Source organism: Cyclobacterium lianum, from assembly GCF_900143075.1.
Taxonomy (GTDB): Bacteria; Bacteroidota; Bacteroidia; order Cytophagales; family Cyclobacteriaceae; genus Cyclobacterium; species Cyclobacterium lianum.
In genome coordinates this window covers 122210-148623 of record NZ_FRCY01000012.1, presented here as the reverse complement: position 1 = coordinate 148623, position 26414 = coordinate 122210, and the positions used below count along the sequence as shown (strand labels likewise).

General features: G+C 37.9%; 14 protein-coding genes and 1 pseudogene. 2 read left to right on the top strand and 13 right to left on the bottom strand.

Translation table 11 applies throughout. The features are described from left to right. Positions 1 to 272: pseudogene (locus BUB19_RS17715) on the bottom strand (IS5 family transposase); the annotation flags it as partial. 205 nt (positions 273 to 477) lie between these two features. Here BUB19_RS17715 and BUB19_RS17710 point away from each other — a divergent pair. After that, positions 478 to 1662, top strand: coding sequence for a DUF4221 family protein (locus BUB19_RS17710; RefSeq protein ID WP_084097432.1), 1185 nt, complete (start codon positions 478 to 480; stop codon positions 1660 to 1662). A 31-nt stretch (positions 1663 to 1693) separates the two neighbouring features. Here BUB19_RS17710 and BUB19_RS17705 read toward each other — a convergent pair whose 3' ends face one another. The 4 genes from BUB19_RS17705 to BUB19_RS17685 form a co-directional block, all read right to left on the bottom strand. Then, positions 1694 to 2554: a hypothetical protein gene (locus BUB19_RS17705; protein WP_073096243.1), complete on the bottom strand. Its 861-nt coding sequence runs from the start codon at positions 2552 to 2554 to the stop codon at positions 1694 to 1696. 137 nt (positions 2555 to 2691) lie between these two features. Beyond that, positions 2692 to 2949 carry a hypothetical protein gene (locus tag BUB19_RS17700; protein ID WP_073096241.1) on the bottom strand — a complete coding sequence of 86 codons (258 nt, stop codon included), beginning with the start codon at positions 2947 to 2949 and terminating at the stop codon, positions 2692 to 2694. 437 nt (positions 2950 to 3386) lie between these two features. Further along, positions 3387 to 4061 carry an SOS response-associated peptidase gene (locus BUB19_RS17690; protein WP_073096237.1) on the bottom strand — a complete coding sequence of 225 codons (675 nt, stop codon included), beginning with the start codon at positions 4059 to 4061 and terminating at the stop codon, positions 3387 to 3389. 197 nt (positions 4062 to 4258) lie between these two features. Beyond that, the gene (locus BUB19_RS17685; protein WP_245802892.1) at positions 4259 to 4537 is read right to left on the bottom strand and encodes a hypothetical protein; all 279 of its coding nucleotides are present in this window, start codon (positions 4535 to 4537) and stop codon (positions 4259 to 4261) included. 305 nt (positions 4538 to 4842) lie between these two features. Here BUB19_RS17685 and BUB19_RS17680 point away from each other — a divergent pair, with 305 nt between their 5' ends. Then, positions 4843 to 5250 carry a transcriptional regulator gene (locus BUB19_RS17680; protein WP_073096233.1) on the top strand — a complete coding sequence of 136 codons (408 nt, stop codon included), beginning with the start codon at positions 4843 to 4845 and terminating at the stop codon, positions 5248 to 5250. Positions 5251 to 5592: 342 nt separating this feature from the next. Here the strand turns inward: BUB19_RS17680 and BUB19_RS17675 are convergent, their stop codons facing one another. The 8 genes from BUB19_RS17675 to BUB19_RS17635 all read right to left on the bottom strand — a co-directional run bounded on the left by BUB19_RS17675 (position 5593) and on the right by BUB19_RS17635 (position 26083). Then, on the bottom strand, positions 5593 to 9450 hold the full coding sequence (locus tag BUB19_RS17675) for a protein NO VEIN domain-containing protein (RefSeq protein ID WP_073096231.1): 3858 nt from the start codon (positions 9448 to 9450) through the stop codon (positions 5593 to 5595). A gap of 334 nt (positions 9451 to 9784) precedes the next feature. Next, positions 9785 to 10504 (bottom strand): PP2C family protein-serine/threonine phosphatase, encoded by a 720-nt coding sequence (locus BUB19_RS17665; RefSeq protein ID WP_073096227.1) that lies wholly within the window; start codon positions 10502 to 10504, stop codon positions 9785 to 9787. Continuing rightward, positions 10501 to 15903, bottom strand: a complete 5403-nt coding sequence (gene mads8, locus BUB19_RS17660; RefSeq protein ID WP_218588571.1) for a methylation-associated defense system ATP-binding protein MAD8 — start codon at positions 15901 to 15903, stop codon at positions 10501 to 10503. The genes BUB19_RS17665 and mads8 overlap by 4 nt, the downstream gene beginning before the upstream one ends. A 4-nt stretch (positions 15904 to 15907) precedes the next feature. After that, the gene (gene mads7 / locus BUB19_RS17655) at positions 15908 to 17467 is read right to left on the bottom strand and encodes a methylation-associated defense system protein MAD7 (protein WP_073096225.1); all 1560 of its coding nucleotides are present in this window, start codon (positions 17465 to 17467) and stop codon (positions 15908 to 15910) included. Between the two features lie 2 nt (positions 17468 to 17469). After that, positions 17470 to 21945, bottom strand: coding sequence for a methylation-associated defense system protein kinase MAD6 (gene mads6, locus BUB19_RS17650; RefSeq protein WP_073096223.1), 4476 nt, complete (start codon positions 21943 to 21945; stop codon positions 17470 to 17472). Then, positions 21930 to 23345: a methylation-associated defense system restriction endonuclease subunit S MAD5 gene (gene mads5, locus BUB19_RS17645; protein WP_073096221.1), complete on the bottom strand. Its 1416-nt coding sequence runs from the start codon at positions 23343 to 23345 to the stop codon at positions 21930 to 21932. Before mads5 ends, mads6 begins: the two co-directional genes overlap by 16 nt. Positions 23346 to 23348: 3 nt before the next feature. Next, on the bottom strand, positions 23349 to 25361 hold the full coding sequence (gene mads2 / locus BUB19_RS17640) for a methylation-associated defense system DNA methyltransferase MAD2 (protein WP_073096219.1): 2013 nt from the start codon (positions 25359 to 25361) through the stop codon (positions 23349 to 23351). Beyond that, positions 25361 to 26083: a DUF6577 family protein gene (locus BUB19_RS17635; protein WP_073096217.1), complete on the bottom strand. Its 723-nt coding sequence runs from the start codon at positions 26081 to 26083 to the stop codon at positions 25361 to 25363. Before BUB19_RS17635 ends, mads2 begins: the two co-directional genes overlap by 1 nt. Positions 26084 to 26414: the final 331 nt, after the last annotated feature.

Below are 26414 nucleotides of genomic sequence, written 5' to 3'. Positions count from 1 at the left end.
GTTTCCCGGTCATCCAGATTGAGCATATGCTTGATGATCACTGCTCCGATCAAGACTCTTGGATTCAGGGCAGGCCTTCCGGTTGCTTTAGGCGGGTTTCGTTTGCTATACATGTTGACCAGATCATCCCAGGGAATCTGCTTACTGAGTACCACCCAACGGTTGGATGGGGCCAGTTGGTTATAGAATGGTGTCTCAAATCCTGAAAGAGAAAGCTGGTTTGGGCTGGTATATTCGCTGCGTGGTGCACGCCTTTTGGTGGTCTTTCGCATAGTTACTTGCACTTATACACCCTTAATTTGTGAAAAAAACCTCTAAAAACCGCTAAAACGTCACTTTTTTATTTTCTAAGCAGACCCTAATTAGGATTTACAATTTGTACTGGCTATTTTTAAATAATTAATTGGTTCTATATGGGAGAATCCGATTCGGAATTAGGCACCCCTCCCATCTCATCTAAAATTAACCACCTTTACAATGTCAATTCATTTCCTTTTCTTATCCTTTTTCCGTAATGGACTTTGTATCATGTTATTTTTTTGTATTTCCTGTGGCAGTATTTCAGAAAATGACCAAAGTAGCAATAATGTAGCTCGGGAACTTCGTATAAACGAAAATAGTATCCAAATTCCATTGGATGAGGAGACTTCCCATTATAGTATGGGATTAGACTATTTTAAATCAGAACGACCACTTTTATTTAATTTCAATCATCTCAAAAAGTGTATTCAAGTATACGATATGCAGGAGAAACTACTTTCAAAGGAGATGAAGTTTGAGAAGGAAGGAAGTGAGGGGATCGGTAGCCTCACCGGGTTTTATGTCCATGACCTGGACAGTATCTTTATATTTACTACCCCGGGCACAATGTATCTTACGGATTTGGAGCAAAGCTATCTTTCTCCCATCACCCTGGAAATCCCGGATGGCTATGTTGGGCCAGTGTTTCGGGCAGCCCCATTTAATTCAAACCCGATCATTCGTGGAGATAAGATGTTGGCCAAAGTCCTTGTTCCAGCTCGTCTCCTTGATATGGAAGAAAGCCAACTTTCACAACAGTTTCTCAGTGCCGAATTTTCGCTGGATAACGGAAAAGGGAATTTTTCAGCCCATAAATATCCAAAGGGCTATTTGGAAGAAGGTTTAAAGGCACCCTATTATAGCATGGCTGCGTCTCCGGATCGAGTCGTTTATTCTTTTTTCGCTGATCACCGCCTGCATGTGGCAGAGGGAGTCTCTTCGGAAACAAAAACTGTGGCTGCAAAAAGCCAGTATTTGCCGGAAATTTTTCCTTCTCTTTCCCGAACCGCTGTTCAGTTGGAATATATGACTTATTTGTTTACCTCTCCACGCTACGAGGGGTTGATATACGATAAATACCGGGAGATCTATTACCGCTTTTGTTATCCTTCTATCGAAATAAGTGGACAAGAAGAAATCAATCAATTGCGCGGATACCCAAAGGATTTTTCCATCATGATCCTGGATAGCGAACTAAATATTCTAGGAGAGACCAGATTCACAGGGAAGCATTTGGTACCTAATAATGTGTTTGTAGCAGAAGAGGGACTGTATATCTCTGCAAATCATCCTGATAATCCCAACCTTAAAGAAGATTGGTTGGAGTTTAAGCTTCTCGAACTGGTTGAAGTGGGAAGTTGATATCGAAAAAACTATCTGCAATAAAATTATTTTATTTCTCCTTTCCTGGCTTTTCAACGCTGATCAGTTTATCAAAGAGATCTGTTTTTAAAACGACAAGGTTGTTCTTCCAAAGCTCACCCTCGTATTTTACCTCTACCAAACCAAAATATCTCATAAAGTTTTCAAAAACACGATAGGAAAAACAATTTTCACAATGATCAATTGTGTTGGTGTAAGGTGGATCAGGGACATTGAGCAAATCCGGAAATGCCTTAAAATATTTTTGGGTATAAAAGCTACCTTTTTTCCAATCCTGGCCGTACCTGCTTACTAAAATGAGGGAAAACCCAAAACCCATTTGGCCGATACCGTTTTCTCCAAACCCATCAAAAAAGGCCCAATTGAATTTTTCCCCATAGGTTCTTATGATCAATCGGGTTAGCGCATCATCATTTTGTATGATTTTTTGTCCCTGCTTGGTCAAACTCAGTTTATTTGATCGTTTTTTCACCAGTCCAACGATGATAAGCAATATCCTTGATAAAGTAATAGCAGGTACATCTGCTTCCCGAAGTTGTTTAGGTGATCGTAGTTCAAAATATTTGTCCTTAATTAGGTCCTGATCGTAGATATCAGCCACCACATTCAACGGAAGGAATCCCAACTTTGTCAATTTGAGCTCTCCCTTATCCTCAATTAATGTAGCGAGGTATTTAACCTGGTTTAATAATGGTATTTTTCTGTAATCGGCAGCATCCAATTTCTGCAAACTAATTGGACTGCTTCGTTCAAAAGTAAAGTGAAAAATCGAATGCATTTCTGCCGGTGAATACCCTTCAAATTCAGGGACAGGCCGGTTATTTTGTTCATTCATTAATCTATTCAGGTGCTTTTGCAGATCTTCAAGCATTTTTTCCTTTTGAAAATAAAATTAAGAAGATAAAGCCACATGTTTGGCATAGCAAGAGCAAGTTTTTTTCAGCCTACGTTTCAATGAAATTTCGTAAATATGGTCTGAACGGAAAAAAAGCCCCTAAGGGCTTCCCATCAGATTTTTGATTTCCTGGCCTTACTCCCTTTCGGAACAGCTACCTTTTTGCTGATATAGGCGGTATGGGTTTTTCCAAATTGGTCCGGCTCTTTCAGCGAGGCGACTTCAAATACCAGGTATTCTTTGCCGTCGTAGTCTACCATGTGGTCTTTTAGGATTTCCTCCAGTGTTTCTTTGGAGATGGATACCCGGATGATGTTGAGGTCCTTTACCTGGGTTCCTTTGCCGATGTAGGTTTTTTCAAATTGTGACATGACTTTAACTGTTTAAGGTTTGAAATTTGATTATGCCTAAGAGAATGGGGCTGCCAGGGACACCCAAGCCAAGGGCCGTGCAAAAAAAATTGTGGAAGGCTTCCTTTGGAAAACCCTATTTTTTTGATCGGGCGAAGCGTACCCTTGGCGGGTGTACCGCAGACCCCATCTTTGCATGGATCATAATTCACAACCGGGAACAGGATAGGCCATGGCATTGGAAAGGCTGCAATAAAAAGAGAATTAGGATTGATCCTTTGCAGTAAAAGGATTTCACCAGCTATAGAAAACAGGGGAATTTGAGGGACATGGAGGAACGGCTGTTAAAGATCCTGAAATTTGAAGTTACCACGGAAAGTATGAAAAGGTGAAATAGGAAAACCCCATCCCGCTCATAAAGAAAAATTGCCCAAAATGGGCTAAAAGGCCTACTATATTTATTCCGACACCGGATCTAGAATTCCGGGGTGATTGTTTCCGGGTTTGTTGACCTCCTTGGATATTTCGTAAGCCTCCATGGAATCGGCCGGATAAGCGTTCAATAATTTGAGCAAATCCTTGGGGTTTTGATCGGGATCCAACCATAATTTTTCTTCTTCCCTGGTCAAAATCACTGGCATTCGGTCATGGATTTTTTCCATCAGATTATTAGGAGCGGTGGTGATGATGGAGAATGAATTATACGTTTCCCCCTCAGGATCCTTCCAACTTGACCAAAGCCCTGCGAAAAAAAAGACCTCCCTATCAGGAATGTAAATCCGGAATGGCTGCTTTTCTTTGCCCTCCTTTTTCCATTCAAAAAAACTGTCCGCCAGGACCAGGCATCTTTTATTGTTAATCACAAGGGGTTTATAGGAGGGTTTTTCAAGCAGGGTTTCTGAGCGGGCATTGATCATTTTATATCCAACCTTTTTGTCCTTCGCCCAGTGTGGCACCAAACCGAAATGAAAGACATCCATCAGGTCAGGATCATCGGAGGTGACCACCGGAGCCAGTTGCGAAGGTGCAATATTGAAAGATGGCTTCCAGTCTTTGGCCTTTTCGGACAACCTCAATTTCAATTGGTCCTCCACCTTTTTTAGGTCTTGCTTTTCGGAATATCTGCCACACATGGTTTCCGGTTTATGGTAAGCATTCAATTTACAAATAACATGGATAGGTTTTTACTTTGCCTTCCGGACATTGGCTTAGGGATAGCAATGGAAATCCTTTTTTTGGGAGGGAAGTGAAGGGGAAAAAGATTGAAATGGAAGCGAAGCGATAGCCCGACCCGAAGGGTAAGCCCCAAAAATATTTAAATCCTTCCAGGTTAGCCACTAAACTTTTCTTTTAAGTGTTTATAACATTCCATTGCCAAAGGCTTGAGCTCTTCTCCGGAACGTGGAATAGGAAATTCCAGGCTCTGTTGCATGGCCGCAATATAAGTGGTAGAAAATTCATCCATTTTGTCATCTTGTACCCCCATCAACCTTTGAATCAGATCCAAAATACCCAAAAAATGACAATAACCGCTATCAAGGTTTAATCTGTCTAGCCCCAAAATCAACTGATTGTGTTTCAGGTCTTGGAGGATCAATTCTATAATCAACTCGTCCAAAGTCATATTTATTTTTAATCTAGATTTTCGGTTGAATAGTGTTCACTCTTTGGGGTAAACCGTGAGCCAGCCTTTCAAAATTCAATAATCGATGCCCCCTACCCTATTCTGATAAGGCATATCTTATTTTCTGAACTTGCACAGGTGCTGGTGGAAAAAGATGAAATCCAAGCCGATTCCACATGGCCACCAGCATAAATTATCCCACCAACGGATATTTTATTTAAAAATCCCTTATTACCTTATAGCCAATTCTATGGAAATGGTTAATTTGATCAATTACAGATCAAAACAACATGCCAGGAAAAATCCACCAGGACCGCAATATCAAATGTTTCCCTAAAATACATAAGGAGGAAGCCCTGGCCCATGAGCTGGGTGCTGACTGGTCCCAAAAGAAAATATCCCTTCTTGAGCAAAAAGAAACAGTGGAAGATGCCATCCTGGTCCAGGTCTCCGAAATCCTTAAAATCCCCGTGGAAGCCATTCAAAATTTTGATGAAGAGCAGGCGGTGAATATTATTTCGAATACTTTTAATGACCAATCAAATGGATACAATTATTACCCAACTTTTAACTTAAATCCAGTCGAAAAGTGGATTGAAGCTTTGGATGAAATAAAAAGATTGAATGCAGAAATCATTCGTTTAAAGGATGAACAGATCGAGATGTTGAAAGGGATGTTAGGAAAGGAGGTTAAATAATATCTTTCTTTACTAAAGAATAATTAAATAATTGTAATTTTTTAGATAAGGCTATGCACATTTTAAAGATAAAGCAAATATTTATTATTTCCCTTACGTAGCGATTGAAATAAAGGAGTGAATGACGAGAAGGGCATGAAGAGGCTGCTGTTTTTTCGATAAGCCCGAAAATAGTAGATCAAAATTCATGCAATGATGACTATGCTTTACCTGCGTTAGGAAAAGCAAGTGTGGCACGGTATGGAATACGCGCTAGTCTTGCTGTGAGGTGGTGGAAGCTTGTGAATGTAAAGAGGAACGAACGGAATGAACAGGCTGTAGGCACATGGCCGTGTTATTGGTCTAAATGTAAACTGAAATGGAATCTGGAAGCATATTGCCGTTCTGAATCAATAGATAGGGTTCTTCAATAATTTTTATTTCCAGTCCATCTTTTTTTCCGACATTAAACAATCTGTAAATTGTATAGTCAGCCTTTTTTTCGAACATAAAGTTCCATTCGCCCTTTGACATATAAAATTCCCCCTTGTCTTTTGAAGGAGTTCCTTTGACCTCAATGTACTTTTCTTTCTGATTTTCAACAACAATGAAATCATAGGGCAGATACGCTTCTTCGTCTTTGTTTAACCAATTGATTGAGGTGTATTGTTCTTTTGACTGTAAATAATTGTATATGTACTCCTCGCTCCATCTGCCAATATCAATTTTAATTTCATCATTTTTCAGCTTGGCATAGTCTTTTGAAGTATTTACAAAACCTACCGATTGATGATTAACATTATTGATTTTTACATTTATCGTATCAGCAGCCTGCGCTTCAATTTCCGGTTCAAATTCTTCGATTATAACTGATTCTGAATAATTAATTTCGGGATCCGCAACCTCAAAAATGCTATTAGCAACTTCCTCGTCACTCACACTATATTCTTGAGGCGGGAGACTCGTAGAGCTTGGTATCTCGTAACCTTTTTCAGTCAACCAATCTATTATTTCAGTTTTACTTATTTGTAAGAATAAGGATAGTTCACGGTCAATATTCTCAATGCCTAAATAATCACATAGGAGAGAACAAAGTGAATATAGCGTTAGTGGGCTTAGCCAATTACCTGAAAAATAAAAGCTGTTGCCATCATGCCACGTTGTTATGGAGGAATTAAAAATTATTTCATCTGCTTGATCCCTGTATAAAAGAGTGAGCGCCTCAGCTTTATATACTGTTGTAGAATCAATTATTACGTTTAGCTGAGTGAATATTTTGTCAAACTCTAAGGAATCTTTATGAGAAATGATAATGGATAAAAAGGGAAGGATTTCGTTGAGCTTTGCTTTCAGTGAGTCGTCATTTTCACGGTTTTCATAGTTGAAATCTAAATCAGAGTAGGTAACGGCTGGTATTTCGAACATCTGACAGAAAAGAGCTTTGTCCTTATCAGAAAATGAATCTGAAAATTGAATAAACCTATCGGAACTCACTGATGGGGATAGTGAGCTGATATTAAAGTAATAAAGACTATCAATAGATTGATATGAATTGTTTAGAGATAAAAGAGTAATGGTAGAAATATCAGTAGCTATCCTGTTTCCTTCTTTGTAGGATTTTATTATTTCGTCATACAGAGCAAATATCTGCTTTTTTGTCTCATTGGTAATATCTTCTATTGCGAGGCTTGCCAACAGAGATATACAATTGCCTATCTCAATGAATTGCCTCAGACCTAGGTAACTTATCTGCTCTTTGGACAATAAAGTACTTTTGAAGTCGGCAACTGGATATTTGTCCTGTATGATGTTTTTAAATCTTGGAGAGTAGACCTCAGTAGATTTGTAGCATTTCCTATCTGTCGCAGGAATCGAAGGGAAGTTTCTTACGTAATATTGCAAGTAATCAGGGACTTCATTGACCCCACCGTAGTGAAGATATTTTGTTTTTGGATCATCTAACTGATAACTATTCCAGTCGCCTAACAGAATATCCCAAAAAAGCTTAGCGAATGTTATAGATTTCAGGTGATCTATAAAAAAGAAATACCTTACATTGGATAAATAATGCTGCCCTGAATTTTTGTATCGAGCATAAATTGAATCATAATAGCCATTATTGTCTATCCAAGAAAGATAGCCTGAGATTTCAGGAATAATTGAAGATAATTGCCCTCTTTCTGTCTTGTCATATTTAACAACGGTTATCTTTTCCTTTACAAAGAGTCTGAGAAAAAAACTCTTCCAGGTCTCTATATCCCCATTACTTGAGATATAGTCTTTGCTTACATAACTCTGCTCAGGCACAAGGTCTTCAAGCTGTAGTCGTGGATTATAAGCGTTTGATAGATGAGTTTCTGAAGCGATTTTTAGGCCATTATTCGTTAACAGTTTAATTTTCCTTAATGTCTTGTAATCGTTATCGGTTAGCTCACCCTGAGTATATAGATTAAAAATAAAATGCGTGACTTCAAATGTGGTATCCAGTGTAATACGATCTTTATTGATCATTGGAAAGATTGACTTGCGAAGAATTTCGATGTTCTTTGGGAATTTCACTCCAAGTTCAATTAACCATTTTTTAAGGTCCTCATATTTGTCGATTTCCGTAAAAACAGTTGCATCAACAAATGTTAGCTCCGTAAATGAGATGGTTTTTGTAAACGAGTTCGAAGGGAAATATAGATTTTCCGGTGTCTGAAGGTTTCCGGTGCTGTCCAGAATGAATTTGAGTCTCTTTAGTACCTCCGGAGATAGATACTTCTTAAATAGAAAATACATCAAGCGAAAATTGAACTTCCTGTCGGAAGTTGCTGCGGCTATAAAGGTTTGAGACCTAAATAAGGCTTCTATTTCTCCTTCATCAAAATATGATGCTCCGAAGGGAATCAGTTTTTCAGTAGAAACAAGTTCTTGAATCACCAGACTTGGATTATTACTGTATAACTCAGTGATATGTTCTTTAGGGAAATATTTAGAGTATTCCAGCACATCAATCAAACAATTTTGAACTTTTAAAAGTTTTGATTCCGATAGGTCAGGAATAAAAGAAATTTCATTTATGGCTGCTGACAATCCTTTGTTGAATGCTTGTTTAAGGCTATCCGAGGTATATGAAAATGTTTCTTTAAATAAACGAAGGATGTCATTCTTAAACCTAGTGGTACTAAGCTCTACCAGTAAATTGATTTGGGCTGTAGCTATTGCATTTAGGAGAAATTCATTCCAATCATTTTTAAGCAATTGAGTTCTTTCAGCATTGGTAATAAAGTCTCCATTTACGATGTAGGGGAAATCATAACCGACTTTTGTGGGTAGATAATTATATATGATCGTATTTGCCAACGCAACCAGGTTAGTTCCTTCAATGAGTGCAGCAAAAGTAAGTTTGGTCTTTTTTGCTTCCTTAAGTTTTCTTGGACATTCTTCATCAGAAAGGTTTGTTAACTTATCTCTAAGCGAATCGCTGATTTCCTGAGTAAATTCGGATGTATACCAATTGCTTTTAAGAGTACTATTATAATATAGTTCACAAGTATTAGCACCGGTGCTCTTTTTGATAATTTCAAACTCAGCAACGTTGTTTCGTTTAAATCGTATTGAGTTGACGTTCCGTAAGAACAAAATGATCTGACAGTCTTCAAATACATCCAGAATCTCAGAGTAGAGAATTTCCTTGTTCTTGATTTTAATAATGGTATTTACATCGGAAAAATCAATGTAAGGCGCAACCTCCTCAGGAATTTCATCATGCCAAATAGGAATTACCTGCCATGGGTAGGATTTGTCATTTGCCCATAGATGATGGTTTTTATCAAATTTGAACTTATATCCGTTAGAGCTGATCTGAACGCAATCTGATGTTCTGAAAACAGACTTGAAACCAATTCCTTTGTAGCCAGTTTTCTCCATTTCTTTGTCTTTCCGGCTATCAAGACTCCCTACTCTGGAAATACCCTTTACATCAGATGTATTGAAATGCTTACCATTATGTGAAAATAAGAGGTAGTTGTCGAATAGGTGAAATGTCACATTTAGTTCTGCCTGTGAGATAGGTATAGGGGAATCATCAGCATTCTGTATTAATTCAAAGACAAATCGGTTAACATCTCCAAAAACCGTTTTTGAAAGAATATTTAGAGTAGTAGCAAGATCCTCGGAATTACTATCGTTCCTTGCTTTCTCCTCATAAAGATTTTCTATTAATTCTCTTTCTATCATTTAATATTCTGGTTTATTATAACTATAAAAATAAAAGATTTATCTCCTACCCATGAAAAGATCTATACTCAGTCTGCCTTGGAATCATGGACGATTTGAGCATTTCTTTCAAAGATTTGAAGATTTGTTTCCTCCAAAATACGTAAGGTTTTAAAAAGTTTGATTGAATTTTAGAGACTATTTTAAGAGATAATGTCATTATCTCATTTAGAAACAAGTTAAAATAAAGTCCTGTACACCTGCCATTATCTTCGGTTGATAAATATAAAACAACGGGTTGCTTTTGCCAGTTGAATGGAAATAAATTAAAGAATAGTTCCTGTTGTTCCATAAGCTAGATTTCTAATGCATTTGAAGTGATTATACCAAAAGTGAAATTGTCACTCGCTTCTATTTTAAGCCTGGATTCAAGCTCAGCCTGTAGCATCAGTGGTGATTCAACTTGATTGAGTAGGTTTTCAAGTTGTAGACTCTCAAAAAGATCATGTACACCATCAGAGCAGACAAAGAGTAAGTCTGTGTTGTCTTGAAATGTATTAGAATCGATCTCTGCCTGAGAGGTTTTTATATCACCTTGTATGGAGCGAGTAACTACATGCCTATACTTTGACAGCTGGGATGGTTCTGTAATTGATCCATTCTCAACCAGATCATTCACCAAGCCGTGAGGTATAGATTCAAAAAGTATTTTCTTGTTTCTGAAATGAAATATTTTGACATCACCAACCCAAAAATATGAAACAGAAGAACCCTTAAAAATGACACCACCTATAGTGGCTCCCATACTTTCAGATGATTCTGTTTTTTGCTGGCGAAGTGCCAGATTTGACTTATTTATTGCTTTTTGAATGTGAAAGGCATCAATAGTTCCGACAGTAGATAAATAGGTCTCAATATTCTCACCGACTATTTTAGCAGCAATTTCTCCACTTTCATAACCTCCCATTCCATCTATCACAGCGAAAAGGTATGACCCATCAATAGAGGTATACTCAAGTATTAAATCCTGATTAATGTCTCGCTTTCCTTTATGTGATACTGCTATTGCTTTCATTGTTCACCAGTTGCTTGAATAGTAGCACCACCATGTTTTGTCACTCGTGGCCGTGTTGAAATTTTTAAAGGTTTAGCCGAAATACTTCGCTCAGTTGCCTTAGTGGCCCATAGAAAGCCTTCACCTGGAGATAATGAACTCATATCTGTTGGAGAAAGACTGGATAACTGAGTGACTGATTTTTGAATATGCTTCAACCACTGGGGGCTATTAAACTTATGAAGTAGAACGATTGAACTAAGCTCGATAATTTCATTTGGCAAGCTTGGAGGGTCTTGACTCGCAATCATGATGCTAACACCTTTGTGTCTCATCTCTCTAATTGCGGTAACTATATTGCCAGTTAAATCCTTATTATCCATGTATTTGTGTGCCTCATCAAAAACGATAAACTTATTAAAGTGCTTTCCATTTACATTTTTAACAGCTGAGAAAATATTCAGCATTATCACAAACAGGCCCAGGGCCTCATCCTTGACAATAAACTCGTCTCGGAGGTCAACAATGATTAATCTGCCTGGCTTTAGGGTGTCTCGTAAAATGAATTTATCATCAATGTACTCACGAGCGAAGCTCAATTTCTGTTTTGCTAATGCTTTTTGATTGGTGGATAGTAATAAAGAATCCTCAACTGCTTGAGCAATACCATCAAGAGTCAAATCACGTCTAAGTTCTTTCATGATCGCCTTAAGTTGCTTGATGTACGTGGAATCATTCCCAATTGCGCCAAGAAGGAACATCCAATCTTGAACGTTTAACTCTTTTGAATTAAAGGCAATTGGCAATACTTCAATTGATGGGTATTCTGCTTTCCTTTCTTCTATTTTGTCCTTTGGAGTCAAGATAATCACATCTTCAATGCTGTCCGGTTCAGCTCCGTATCTTTCACGAAGTTTTGAGAGTTCTGTTTTTTTATCGTTGGGGCTTTTCATTGAAGTGAACTCAGGCTCATAATCCATGCTTTCGCTATAGTGAAATATTACTCCTGCTAGTGGTGCTGGAAGTAAGTTGATATGGTTGAATTGCTTCAGTACCATTTCTGAGATTGTACCAATAGTGTAGCTTTTACCGCCACCTTGGACACCAAATAGGCTGATAGTGTTAGTTTCACTAAGGTCAATTGCTATTTTCTTACCATGAATGCTTTCGCCAAGGATTCCATATTGGTCGCTTGGAGAATTTTTACCAATAAGAATGTCATAATCCGGTGGTGTAACATTGAATTGATCTTCGTTGGAAATAGGTTCAGAATCTTCTAAACCAACCTGATTATCAATTGATGTAGAGGGACTTGCTGATGTATTATCGGGAGAATCATCTACTGGTATTTCGATTCCACCATCTTCATGATCCGGCTTGTCATCCTTCTGATCTATCGGTTCTTTGGATTTTAGTTTTTGGATGAATGGCCTAAGCTTGGTATTAATACCAACCGCTTCACTTAACTCACTATCCAGTTGATGATCTTCAAGACGTTTTGTGTTTAAATCGGAATCCGGATCAAGAATTTGTTCAATTAACTTATCTCCAAATGTGAAGAATGTGAGATCGTTGTCAATTTCTTCTTTATAATGCTTTTGATCTGCCGAAAAATTGAAAATCAAACCAAGTTGCTTAAACCTCAACTTGAACCCTTGATGAAGCAACTGCAAAAACGCATTATAACTTGCGAAAGCATTTTCTGTCAAATATTCATAACGATACGCACGTTCAATGTAGAAGCCTAAGAGGGACTTTAACTCCTTATTTTTAATCTCTCTGTCCAGTCTATCAAAAGACATTTCATATTCTGGGTCAAAGTGCATTCTTAGAGCAGTTATTGTGTTCTCAATTTGCTCTTTCATCTTACTCTTTAAATCTCCGTTCTCAGCAGATCCAATACTTTTTCTGCACTTTATCTCAATTACAGTGAATTGTATTTCTCTTGTTTCCGGATCAATCGAGACTAAAAGATTATCAGCTCGGCTTTTACTTTCTGATGGGAGATTTTCAAATAGGTTATGGTGTAAATCAATTGGAATTAGAAATGATTCTTCTAAAAGCCCTTTTTTTTCCAAAACCCTCTTGGTGAAAGCTGAACCGATTACCTCAAATGCTTTGTTCTTTGAAGAGTTTAATTGGAGTACTAATGAACTGGAAACTGCTCTGAGATCTTCAAGAAGAATCTTAACCTTCTTCTCATCCTCTGGTTTATGTATATCAATGTTGAACTCCTGAAAATGCGGCCCGAGTAGTCCAAGAACTTCAGATGTCGGTCTTGTTGTGAGATAAGAGGATATTCCTGTTATCTCTTCACCAGGAACAAAGTCTAATAAAAATGGAATTTTTCCATCCTTAGAGGGTTGATCGAAAACCTGAGGACCAAGATTTTTATCAAATGTTATTACCCAATCAGAAAAATCATGCAGATGGGTAAGAAGGACTTTATCCTTATCGTTCAAACGAAGCTGAGTAGAAGGTATTGATTCCGTGAATCTTGAAGCTAATGCCCCAGCGATGAAAGATTGAAGGTTATTGAAAAGACTGACACCACAAGTACCTGAATTTTTATAATCTGGTATTACCTCATTTCCCTGCAAATACCTATTCCATTTAATTTCAGATCCGATATCATTTACAGCAATCGTTGGAGTTGCGATAAGACCATTCAAATAGAAATTACGATCAAGTTTATGTGGTTTGATCAGTTCTACAGTAATTGGAAATGGGCTTATTAGAAAGCTTAAATGAGAAGAATACCGAGAAGGAGATTTAAGATAATCCGAGATACTATTGATTGAAAATCGCATCTTGGGAAATAGACGATTGGCTGAAGGTTGTGAGAATGCCTCAGCTTCTTCAGATATATTTGATTCTGGATTAATCAGGGTGCGAAGAGCTTCTCCATGTTCAATTATCTTGTCATCTCCTTTGAAAATTCGAACTTCATATTTTATGTTCTGAAAGTTCGTCTCTCTTTCTAATTCTACCAAGGAATCTGCAAAAACACCTGCATCACCAGCATTTATTAGATTTATAATCAGTTTGTCGGTATAAGGGTGTTGGGATAAATAATTTTTGATGTGGCGAACGACCAACTTTTGACTAATCTCGGTTTCGACATAGTTGTCTTTAGTGATGTTAAAAAGTTGTCTGAAATAGTGCTTCATTTGACGGGATACAGACGTCATCCCATTTTTGGACTCTTCTGAAAGTACATTGAGATAAAAGCCCCAACCAAATGCTAATTCACCGGAGTAGTGATAGCTTTTAAATGTGTTGGGTTCAACTAGAACCAAGGGATTGTTTTCTGGAGATAACTGACCCTCGAATAATTCTGATAATCCTTTATTCCATGCGGACTTATAACCTTCATATTCACTTGTGCTTTTTTCCCATGTGAGGAATACATCAATCAACTGCACCCACCAGGCTAGTCTTAAAGGATGAATAGGGGATAAAAGAAGCGCCTCAGTTGGCTTTCCATCTGGCAGCTTCGTTTTTATTTTAACCATGTCAAGCATTTGAACTTCAGCAAGAAAATCCTGAATGGTAGATTTCTCATCATCAGTTGTTTCTTCATCTGAAATCTGACTGTGAAGTTTTGCAATCCAAGTGGTAAGTTTTTGGATGTATGTTCTTATTGATTCAGAAATGAACATGATGTTGGTGGTCTCAAATACTCCGTTTTCATCGTCATTCGAAGATTTAATTTGATCGAAGATTTCAGATCGTAGTTTGAGAATGTCTTGCGGTATTAGTGTAGAAATTTCACTTGGAATGAAACTTATGGATTCAAAACCTACTGCAGAAGAATTGCTCTTTAAAGTTGCCTTCACATGACCAATGCTGCTTCCGTTTTTTAGAAATGCATCTTCAATACTTCTGAGTTTTGAAGACAAATTGACCTGATAATTATGCTTGTCAGAATAGTTAATGTGAAAGGTCGAAGTATGCTTAGTGTAATCTGTGAGCCAGATATTTGATGTTTCAGAAGATTGAGGTACTTCAGGGTCTGAGCCTGATCTTAACTTGTCAATTCTGAATTTAAAAAACGCCTGTAGGACATTGTTTAGTTTGTCTTTGCGCTGGTTTTCTTCTCGTTCGGTGTTTTCTTCAACTACATAGTAAAAATCGTCTGAATCACAGGTTAACTTATACGGAAAGCTGCTCTTGGATTTACTTTGATCTTCTGATTTAGAAGCTTCCCAAGCGGATTGAATTTTTATGTCTTTAAAATCGTCATCTCCATTAAGGATATTTCCATGTTCATCCTCAGCCCATATTTTAAAAAAATATGAGCCTTCTTCCATTATATTTGGACTTAACTCAACGGTAGCTTCTCGGTATGGCCTGTTAGAATTTGAGTTTTTGATTTTGCGAAGCACTTGTATTTCCTCACCAGCTGCACCATCTACAGCCATTAAAATCACCTTAAAGTATTTCAGGTCTGAAATGTCTTTTGGGTTTTGGTTCGTTGAGAAGCGAACCTTGACTTTTGAAGTTGAGTTTGGCTGTGCTTTTAAAACGTTTTTCCCTTCTTCAATTATGAAATCTGTAGACCTAATTTCCTCGGTAGTAAGTTTAATATGAGTGAAATCAAGATCAGGAATTTGCCAATTAGAGAAATTGAGATTAGGATAGCTTTTGTAAATTATCCTGCATATGTCTTCTGAACTTCTTGAATCACTTTCTGACTTTATGAAATTCACTAAATCTTTCTGAAGCGTATTGGGTTCGAGAGGTAGTTCAGCTATTCTGTCGTATAAGGGTTTATGAAAAGAGCCTAATAGGGATATACTTTCAAGGTTAAAATTGAGCCTTGAACGTATTTTATCATGTTCCTTAATCAGCGTGCAATCAGGGATTAAGTCTAATAGGTAGATGTTGTTTCCGATTGTTTCTGCATTGTAACCTTGCTCTTCAAGAGAGAGCAGATAATCGATAACATAGACAGCATCTCCATGAAGAATATCTAGATAACCAAGTATTTCATTTTTGATAATATGATTAAATTCTGACGGTACACTATTAAGTAACTCTTCCTTGAGTTTATGCTCAATACCTTCAAGTGAAATTTCTTTGAAAGTTGCGTTTCCATAAGAGTCTTCGGCGGCTGTTCTGCTATTAGATGGAATTAATACAAGGAGTGGTGCCTCCTGCTTATTTCGAAACTCTATGAGTTTGGTAGCAGTGATAAATCTGGAGTCCGAGCTGGATTGCTCAGAAACGATGAAAGTATTAATGTTAGGATATTTTTCACGAATCAATTCCCACAAGAACTCCAACTCGGACATTCCAAGGCCAGTGATTTTCATGCAATGTCCTTGAATCGCCTTACTTAAATCATCATGATACAATTCCAGTATCAAGTTAATGATTCGCTTATAATAGGTATTTATAGATGAGGTCAATTCCATTCTACTAAGCATTTAATTCGTAACGTGGTCTAATTCTTTGAAGAATGTAGGCATCACTTAGATCGTTATAAAATCCAATTTGTCTGAGTTTCAATTTGAACGCCTCCACATTTTCTTTAAAGGCTAAATGAGTATTCAGATCTGCATCTTTAAAGCGGTCTTCAGAAAGTCCGTTTATTATTAGACCATACCGATCTCTGATTTTCTGGATCAATTCTTCAATGGATAAACTTTTAGTATGAAAGTCCTTTCCGTCTGATTCTAAAACCAGAATTTGAACAAGTGTTTCAAGCAAGCGAGTACCAAGAACGTATCTTCTTGGATGTTTCTTACTCCGTCCTTGGCCCATAATTCCTCTCTCATTATTTTTTTGAGAGAGGTTGTCTATTAATTGCATGTGGTAGCGGAACTGGTAATTACCTCTTGCTTTTAAGATAAGCTCGATGTATCGGTCAAAATAGGTTTCTTCATATTTCACCAAGTCTTGAATTAATTCCTTGTCATCATCATCAAGCGTACTATACAGGATATCCCATTGAGTTTCAAAATAGATTTCAAATTCTTGGGGTTTATTTTTCAGAAGTTCTAGGGCTTTGCCCAAATGTTCTGAATTGGTTTTTTCCAGTCTTAGTCGTCTAAGTGCAGCGTTTACCTGGAATGTGGACTTGATATAGTCATTAACATTGTTGCCCAAATTTTCAGCTTCCTCAGCTGACATTTTTGCAATTCTACTCTCAAAATCGTCAGTTGCATCAACCACAATACTCCAGTCGACTCTTGAAGTATCCGTACCATTTTCCACCATTTGAGGTAAGGTGAAAATCAGTTTTTGGATATAGATAGATAGATGAAAAGAAGTAATAGTTTTTAGGTATTCAATAAGTACATTTCTAGGGAGTTTTTTCTTATAAACCAAGAGACGCCTCACATCATCACAATACAGTTCTGCTTGCTCATTTAAAAGTGGTCTTATTTGATTTAAACTGGAACTACTATCAAGGAATCCGGGCTTTACATTCTTAATGATATGAAGCAATCCAAGACTGTCAACATCAAGCTCGTTCCCTAGATTTATTTTGCTTGTAGTTTGATCCCAGCCTTCCATAAGAAAGCTTTTCAAGTCATCCCGAACGGTAGGGTTCGCACCAAGCATAAGATAAACCTGATCTGCAGTATTATAGTCTCTTGTATTAGTCGCATTTCTTACCCTATAACTTTCCAAGTGGATTGGTCTTAAAGAGGAGATTTTCTCTTTGTCTAAATTCCCTCTATAAACCATGTTGACCAAATTACTGCGCATCCATAGCACTGCTGCTTCCGGGTTGTTGTTAAACCCAGTAATAGAACCTTCCTCCTCAAGTTTAGAAAATACACGCTTTAACGTCTCAAGGTCAATAAAGGAATTACTCCCCGCTCTGGCTCGCTGCTTGGGACGAATTCCATTATGCTTTAATAGCATGAAAAGATTTACCAAAGTGTTGTCAATATTCACCGCCTTGGCATCAGCTGTAAATATCAGCTCGTTGCGAAATATGCTCTCTTCTTTATTCAGTTTAATTGCCATAACTATAATTCCATTGGTTCAATGTAAAGTCTGCTCTCTTCATCCTTACTAATTCTGTAAAACTCCATGTTGTCACTGGAAACTACAACTTCATTGTAGCTAAGATTTTCCAGAAGGTTTTTGAAAATGATCAATTCAATAAATTTCCCTCTCAGGTCATTCAATGAAGGACTAAAACCTTGTTGAATGAAATAGAGCATTTCGTACAAATCCAAAGAAATAGTAAGCTTGATGTGCTTTTTAGACCTATGTCTGAAAGTTAGGCTGTCCGGTTCATACTCTAAATATTTAACCAAATGATCCGTTCTATTCACGTACAACTCAAAATCATCTAAGTCAAACAAGCGGAAAGATTTACTTAAAGGATCTCTGATTTCGGTGGATGCCAATACCAAATAGTCCTTATCAATTCCAGGATTATCGCACCCTTCATTTAGAGAAATAGCTCTTGAAATACTGGCTTTTGTGTAGTTCTCAGCGTCACCTTTTTCAAGAACTTTTACGAACTTGTAAACCGAGTGGTACGGTAGACGGAGTAAGTAGGAGGGAAACTGTGCTTCTTCTGAAGCAGCATCACCTTTTACAAAGCCATTTTTAATAGTCAGTAATTCTGATTTCCCTTCAAAATATTGATGACGAATGAAGTTCTTTTGGATACCACGGATTCTCTTAACATTCGTGTCATCTTGTTCATGAGCTGGCACCCATATTTTATTGTTGTTAAACTCATCAATTAAGTCAATCCCTCTTTCAGCAAATTCCAAATAATCATTCGATTGGTGATTTCCAAAGAATAAATCGCGATCTCTATCAGGAATAGCGACTTCTCCAATGTCAGTTTCACGGAGCAGTTTTATTAGCCTATCCTGATTTCCTGAATCCTCAATAGATGGGTCGGTAATGTTAAAATAATAGTGCTGCCAATAATTCTCGGGTATATCAATATTTTCAGCATACAATTTTTCTATATCAGAACACTCATGATCTCTAGTAAGCGAGAAAGCAATAAAAGATCTTAGATCACGCATGGTAATGTGCAGTTCTCTCTTGAGCCCAGCAGTCCTGAGTAGCCATTCCATTCGTGAGATGACTTCTTCACCCATCGCAGGATCATTGAAGGAATCCACATTATACTTAATAAAACACTTATTCGCTAAATCACAACCTTCACATTTGGTCCAAAGCTCTTTTTTGGTGAGTGCCTTGATTTGCTTTCTAAAGAGGCTTGGTTCTTTATCATCTAGCGCAGCAACGGATCTTAGGTTTAAATTGATAATCATCAACCCGCCAGGCAAGTTGTGATGGCCTTCGTTGTAAAAGTAGTTTTCAATAGTATCATGTAAAGGTTTGTGCTTGGTGGAGGTCTTTAAGAACTCAACTAACCTACCTTCATTGATTGCGATTATTCTTCCTTCTTTAGCATCGTTGTAGTTTGCCGTGTTTTCGAACGGTTCAAAAAAGGATTCTAAAACGTCATTATTGGCTCTTTCATCTTCATCTTGTGAACCATCATAGTTACTTTCGAAGTTGATTCCATTGATCCTAAATTTTGCACCATTTTTATGTTCCTGATGATTTAGATCTTTGATAGCGTTGTCATACTCAATACGTTTGATGAAGGCGGTTTTACCATCACCAGCGTTTCCAGTGATAATAAGCAGCCTGTATTTCCCATCAAGTATATCCGGGAGAAGTTTTTTATCAAGTTTCGATGGAGTGTAAGTCAGCTTGTCAAATTCATTGACATTTTCACTTGCCCTTGTACCAAAGTTTCCGTTTCTGGATTGACTATATAAGGAATTGATATACTCAATAAAATCAAGCCCTTTCACTTCAATTTTATAGGCATTTAACTTTTGCTTGTGTTCTTCAAAAACCTGAAGCAGCCCTTCGTGTAGGTGTTGAATATTGCCATCAGTAAAATTTCTCGCTCCTCCTTTCCAAAAGGGCTTATAAATGATAATCTCGCTATCAACTTTAAGCGTTAATTCAATCATTTCTCCAAGTGAAAGGCTGTTGCGATAGGTTGAAAGTTTATCCTTAAAGCGGTCGAAGTTGTTAAGGATCGTCTTCTCAAGTTCGAAGAAAGTGGCCATCTTATCAAACAACTTGACTCTCAATCCTGGTTGAGAAATCATCAACTCTACGTGATAGAGCTGATTGTCATTTGTGATGGATTTCTCTTCATTTATGCTCGCCTCCAAAATGCCGTCTTCTCCGATCTCAATAAGCGCATCCATCATTTGTTGGGCGTTCTGGAAACGATTTTCGACCCTTGGATTGATCGCTTTATGAATGAAACTGGCGAACGCTTTAGAAATGCGGGGTTCTACTTCCTTAGGATTGATTGGTTCGATACTTAAAACAGGCATTTTTTTAGGTGCCCAAGGATATTGCTTGCAGATTAACTCGTATAGGGTGATTCCTAAGGCAAAAGTGTCAGCAGATGTGTCCCAATCCACTTTATAGCCATCGGCTATAAGGTCGGGGGCTAAATAAGGATTGGTGCCAACAAAATCCTTATTTTCATCCGCAAAAGAAGCCACATTGAAGTCAATGAGCACAAATCTTTTTTGGTCATCCCAAACTATATTTTGAGGTTTAATATCTCTGTGCAAAATCGGCTTTTCAAGACTTTGCATAGAAACCAACGCACTCAGAATATCCTGAGCCACTTGAAATACTCGGTATATAGGGAGTTTGGCATCAGTTCGAGCATAAACACTCAAATTTTCACCATCCAAATACTCCATAACTGTATAGAATTGGCCACTTGGAGCTTCATCATTCCAAACGAATTTCACAATGTTATTATGACTCAACTCCTTAAGTGCACTATACTCGTCAATTACAGAATTGGCATTAACGCTTTCGTGAAAAAGTTTTAGTGTAAAATATTTATCCTGCAAACGGTGCTTGACTTTGAATACACGTGAATAGCCGCCTTTGCCTAGAACTTGATGTATGATGTAAACTCCTAACCGATCTCCCTCTTTCAAGTCATAAGTATCAATCGACGGAGTCTGAGGCGAAACAGTGTTTCGCTTTGAATCTACAGCACTATCGCCTTCTTTCATAGATTCTTCTATGAATTGTTCTATCTGTTCTATGCTGTCTACCCTTTTCAAATCATCCGTTAGGATGGTTTTATTGCAAAGTGCATCAAGCCATTTTGGAAGCGCTTTATTTAGAGAACTAGGTAATTTTTCCGATGGGAGCTGACCGCCTAATTTATCAAGATCATAAGGGGTGTTGAATGGTTCTTCGCCTGTGAATAGCCAATAAGCCAATACACCTAACGAATATATATCTGACGCCCTGGAAGCATCTCCAACGGTTAGTTCAAGTGGATGGTAGGGAGTAGCATTGGATTCGTTGATGGTCGCCATCACCGTATATCCTTGCTGGTTATGGTCAGTGAAGTAGGATTTTCCGAAATTGCCCAGATAGGCATAACCGCTGCTCATGTAGATGTTATCAGGGTTAATGTCTCTATGGAAGATATTCTCTTTGTGGGCTTCCTTTAATGCAGCCATTACATTTCGGAGAATGCCAATTTTTTCCTGAAAAGTGAAGGTCTTAGATCGAGCTTCAGCTCGCAAAGAATTTTCGTCTAGGAAGTCTGAAATCTCGTAAAACTGATGGTTTTCTTCATCTATCTTGAACTCCACATTAAGAATGAAGGGTTTTGCCTTGATTTTATGTAAAGCCTTGTATTGGTTTTTAATAGCATCTTCTCGTTTAAGTAGTTCAGGTTGTGAAAGCCCGGCTACTTGAAGAGAGTATTCTTTCACTCTTTTGCGAATGGATGAGGTTACACCTTTTGGCTTTACCAGATACTCAATGAAGTTGGGTTCTTGTTGCAGAATCTCTATGATTTCATAGCCTTCAACTTCACGCTTTTCGTCTGGGGATTTTTTGCTCTGACTACCATCCAGATACTTGACTATGTCTTGATAGATATCCTGAATATCATTTTCTTGCTTTCCTACCTGATCAGGATCTATTAAGAAATAAATTAGGTTGTCATCGAGTCGAAAAGTGAGCTTACCTGCTTCTTGCCATAGTGAGGGAGCATAAGTGTTTGGGTAAGAAAGGGAAACCATGTTTTGTATCCATGCTCTTCCCCATGAAGATTCGTTTTCCTTTAGTTTGGAGGCAAGTACAGCAGTCTTTTGCCTTCCAGTTTTTAGTGGGTTTTGTCTTTGACGATCATTGACATACCAATAATTATCATCCCCCTCAATGCGTCCTTTCCAGTCTTTATTCTCAATGTTGTAAATGGCATGTGGAGTAACTACCAAGAGGTCATACTCCCAATATTGGGTACGGTTGTTTCTGGGGTTAGTGGAGGCAATCTCCACATTGGGCACTAAGTAGTAAGTGTCAGGTAGGTTTACTTCCAGATAGTCAAGCAAACGCTTTTCTCCGGCATTCACAACCGATTCAAAGTAGGGTGGTTTTATGATTCTTGCCATGATTCGATTTCTTTTTCTATTAGGTCGATTGCTTGATTTTCAAAGTTTAAAGCATCAAATAACATAGTATGAGCTTTTTTTACTTGTTCATCAATTTCAATCATAGATTCTTTGTCTAGAATTGGTACAGGAATATTCTTAAGTAATTCTTGAATAGGTCTACAAAGTTTGGTGCCCGTGTGAGTTTTTCTTATTAACCGAAAACCATAATCTGAGGAGAGCCACGCATATAAATATCCAGAGAGTACATTAGCTTTGGTCTTCATTCTAATAAACTCCCCTGATATTAGTTGACCCTCCAATTCTTCATTGGCGAAAATTGCACGACAAAACGTTTCACCTTCACCTAAGGTGCCAACACCTGCTAGAATTACCTCTCCATATTCCACCAGTTTATCGCCTCGAACAAACATCCGAGCTAACATTTTACCTTTTTTTCGAATATTAAAAATGTCGGATTGATTTATCAGTTTTATTGATTTCGGAGAGTTCAATTCTAATCTCTTAAAAGAACCGCTTGAAAAGAATTGACTGTCATCCAGACAGTTTGACAGACTCAAACAATTGTTTTTCTTAACAATGACCTCCAATTTTTCAATCCGTTTTGAGTAATTGAAAGCATTAATTGAAAGCGGACTTATCTGATTGATGTTTCGTGTGAAAGTGGATGTTTCTCGGGAAGAACTTTGATTTCCAAAAGACTCATAGTCTGAATTGTTAAGTACAGGAAGGTTAGCCTTTTTAAATAATAGTGATTGAACCTCGGATAAAATGCGATTAGCCTCAGCCCGAAGATCTGACGATTGTATAGTTAGGGTATGAATTTCTTCTTGTACCTTATCAGAAGGAAGTAAAATGGGTAAACTACCTAATTCTTCTGCCGAAATTCTAGGGACAACAGCCCCGTATATCATAGATTGAATATATTCATATATGATTGGTGAACTTAAGTAAGCAAATAAATATCCTAATGGGACTTTTGATGTTTCAATACGAATAATTTCTTGGGATCCAATGCATCCTGCAAAACTTGAGTTAACAAGTACGGTGTTTCCTACAGTTCCAGCGCAGCTAACTAATATCTGATGGTTTTTAAGGGTCATTTCATCAATCCAGGGAGTGAATTTCTTAGATAAATATTTTGCAGTTTTCAAAGGTTGAGTTTTGACCATATCAGTCGCAGTAACGTAGGGATAGGACTTGTTTCCTGCTTCATTATAATTTCGCTTAAATATCCCTCCTTGATATAGCTTATCCGATAGGGAATCAAGCCTTTTCCATGCTACCCCTTTGTCCAGAAGATTTGAAATGGTTTTTTTTCCTATATTCAAGTAATAATCCGGTGTGAAAGAGCTTTGCCCTTCCCGAATCCAAGACATCTTTATTTCTCCAGATCGCATTCTCTAAATCTTTTTAGTCTGTTTATGAAACGCTTTAGTAATTTTCGGAAGGTCATCATCCAATTGCTTTATCTTCTCTTTTCTAGTTTTTACCTCTAATTCTCCATCCTTTTTATGGATTATGTAATTAGTTTCGGTATCAAACAGGATTTCCGCACCATCTTCATCTCTCATATAGATCGGATTGCCTCTTCTGTCCTTACCTAGTTTTTCTGCAATGGCCATAAAAACCTTATAGTCTTCAGCACTGTCCTGTGCTAGTTGGCGCTCTAATTCCGTTTTTTTCTGTAAAAAGAGTAGAGAGGCTTGCACACCAACCTGTGGCAGAAATGCCTCTACTGCTAAATCTACTGAGGCCAGTATTTTGTACTTATCCAATATCCATTCACGCACAAGTAAAGTGTTGGGGTTGCCAAGAATACCATCTGGCAAAACAATTCCCATCTTACCACCTGGTTTCAAGTAGTTATAGCAGGCTTCAATGAACAGCACTTCAGGCGCATCGCTGTATTTCGATAGATAGTATTGACTGGCTACTTCTTGTTCAACCTTCACCTTGGCTCCAAATGGCGGGTTGGTAAATACCATATCAAACTTACCACGAGCGTCATTGCCATATCTCGACTCAATATCCTTCATGTCGGACAAGCTTTTGTTGATAGAGGCATTGATTTTCTGAATCTCCTCCGGGTGCTCCCAATTGGGATAGGCAAGGGAATTGACATGAAAAATGTTGGCATGTCCATCTCCAGCCATTACCATGTTCATTCGTGCGGCTTTTTTTAGATCTGGATCAAAGTCAAAACCGAATATGCACCTCTCGGCATATTCACGCACACGTTCATTTACTTCAAATGAATTGAATTTCTCAGCCAACAAAGGACCATCGAGATCAGGGTGAAGTTCCGATGCTATTTGCTTGCGCACATGGTCTAATGCCATTACTAGGAATCCTCCTGAACCACAACAGGGGTCTAAAATCCTATCTGTTTCTGTTGGGTTCATCATTTCGACCATTGCCTTAATGATGTTTCGTGGTGTGAAGAACTGACCCGCTTCTTGCTTCAGTGTGTTACTGACAATCGTTTCATAGGCCATTCCTTTCACATCAACGGATGCGTCAAGGAATGAGTATTTAGCAAGTTCACCTGCTATAAAGGCTAAGCCTTTATCGGTTAGTCCAATGGCTTCATTACCATCAAAAACTTCCGAAAAGATTTCATCTGTTTTAAGCTCTTCAAATAACCCTTTAATCCGTTCAGCTACTGCCTTTCTACCTTCCTCTGTGTTTTGCTCTTTTACGCCTACCCAAAACTTCCTGCGGTAGCTTTCTTCAGAGGGCATAAACCTTCGCTTCTCATCATAGAGCTTGCAGAAGATCAGGTTAAGCAATTGCCAGAAAGCGTCCTTCTTTCTCCCTTCATTGCCATAGATATAATCGTGAGAGCGTTTAAATACCTTTATCAAGGAGTCATTAGCGGGCTTCTTGCTCGATGAACGATCAGCTCTGTCCAAGTCATCTAGTGTCTCTCCTTCACCAGGAAAGTCAGAAAGATCCACAAAGTCATAATCAAATCCCATGGCATCATCTTCCTTCTGTAGGTAGTGATAACTGGAGCCGTTTGCCCAAAGGCCGAAGACACAGCTTTCCACGGCACCCATGGCGTTTTCCAAAGTAGGTTTTACACCCTTCTTTTTGTCTTCAGCTTTGATCTTATCGTCAAGAACAACGCATATATGAGTGATAAAATCCTGCTCATGTGTTTTCCCTTTTTCAAATATCACTAACTCAACTTTTTGCTTCTTAGGCTTTCCTGTATCGGGATCAGTATATTGGATAGTGAAATCACGTTCCATGTCAGACAAGTCAAAGCCATATTCCTCATTAAGCATAAGGATTACAGATTGCAGGTTGGTCTCTTGGGCTTTTACCTTCTTAATTTCACCAGAAAGTATACATACCAGTTGGTTATCTTCTAAGACAATATCTTCTTGATCAAGTACTTCTGTTGACATTATGCTATGGATTTTAGTAGTTCGTTAATTTCTTTTCTTTTATCTCGTCTGGATGCATAGCGTAACAGCTTACTTTTATTCACATTGTACTTAGCAAATGCCTGTACGTAAAGTTTGTGAATGTCTAAGCCGATAGGCTCTAAAAACTGTTCATACTCAAACCATGCATTTACCAGGATTGCTTCAATGCTGGGAGATAGATAGTCGCCTGATCGTTCCGTCGGTGTCTCAGAGATCAACGCCGTTAAAATGATAGCTTCATTCTGTGGGATGAGGTATCGGGCAGTTGTTTCTTTGTCAGGTTGCAGATAGACTTTTTTGCTGAAGGATAACATCTCATCAAATAAGGAATCCAAATCATCTTTGTTCAATGCAATAAAAACCCAATACTTGGAGATGTCATTACCACCAATGGTATTCAATAGGGTGGTATCCCACATGACTATTTCACCCGTATAGATGCCTTTAACCCGATTGAAAAGTCTTTTGGATTTTAAGCTGAGTTCGGGTGAAAATTCGGGTTTGTAATCAAAAGTGTAGAGACCTCTACCTATCTGATAAAGAAGTTTGTCTTTTTTTAGTTGATTGAGCCTCCAGGCTATAGTACTGCCAGACAAATCAGGAAAATGCTCTTGAAGGGTATCCGTGATTTCTTTGGTAGTAAATTCTTGTTTACCTGAAAAATGTATTTTAAGACTATGTGCTAGATCAGTGTTTTTCATCTTTACTTAGGCAAATTTAGTTTAAAAATTAAAATTTCAAAACTTCGGCAGTTTAAATTAATATTTGCCGAAAAAATAAGTCTATTTCAGTAACTGATTTTTCTCAAGAAAAAACCCACACTATACGTTAATTCGAAAAAACTATTCCTCATCGTTTCAGATCCTCAACCCCAACTCCTTAAACATCTCCCCCGGATCCACATTGATGGCCAGGGCTATCAGGTAAAGTTCGTCTGCACGGAGTTTGGCGGAGTCATTGGCTGTTGCTGAGAACATTGCATTTGCCGATCGCATATTTGAAATAGTAGTCCCAAAAGTAAATCGTTTTTCT